The organism is Priestia sp. BR_2 (assembly GCF_041954005.1).
GTDB lineage: Bacteria > Bacillota > Bacilli > Paenibacillales > Paenibacillaceae > Paenibacillus_AQ > Paenibacillus_AQ lautus_A.
In genome coordinates this window covers 1-625 of sequence record NZ_JAVFHM010000119.1, presented here as the reverse complement: position 1 = coordinate 625, position 625 = coordinate 1, and the positions used below count along the sequence as shown (strand labels likewise).

Below are 625 nucleotides of genomic sequence, written 5' to 3'. Positions count from 1 at the left end.
ATCTTATTTTATTGGCGTCATAAACAGCTACTATTGGAACAAATCGTGGGTGTTTCAAGCAACAGTACATAAATGGATGTTAGCTCAATTTTTCATCGTAAACCTTATTACTTTAGCAATTAATACAAGTTGCTTATTCCTTCTTGTACACTATACACCTGCTAATCCAATAATTGGACAACTGCTGTCTACTTGTATAGGAATGTTTATCAATTTTTTCCTTAATAAAATATGGACGTTTAAGCACACAAACCATCACTCGATAGGAGGTAAAGCATGAGAGAACTAATTTCAATTGTGGTACCTATGTATTTTGAAGAAGAAGTAGCTAATGAATGCTATAATCGCTTACTTTCCGTCATGCATAAAAACCACATTAACTATGAATTCATTTTCGTCAATGACGGCAGCACCGACCGAACAATTGAAATCTTGAAAGACGTAGCGGCTATGGATTCTAATGTAAAAGTTATTGATTTTGCTCGTAATTTTGGTCACCAAACTGCCGTAACAGCAGGCATTGATTATGCTCAAGGTGATGCTATCGTTATTATTGATGCGGACTTACAAGATCCGCCTGAAATGATTCCCGAATTAATTGCTAAATGGCAGCAAGGCTATGAAA

The 625-nt window shown here is 35.7% G+C and carries 2 protein-coding genes; both read left to right on the top strand.

Features of this window, described 5'->3' with window-relative positions; all coding sequences use genetic code 11:
- The first annotated feature begins 10 nt into the window (after nucleotides 1-10).
- Nucleotides 11-280 (top strand): GtrA family protein, encoded by a 270-nt coding sequence (locus tag RB298_RS03890; protein ID WP_486045861.1) that lies wholly within the window; start codon nucleotides 11-13, stop codon nucleotides 278-280.
- Nucleotides 277-625 (top strand): glycosyltransferase family 2 protein (locus RB298_RS03885; RefSeq protein WP_486045859.1); only part of this gene is annotated, 349 nt, incomplete at its 3' end. The genes RB298_RS03890 and RB298_RS03885, both read left to right, overlap by 4 nt.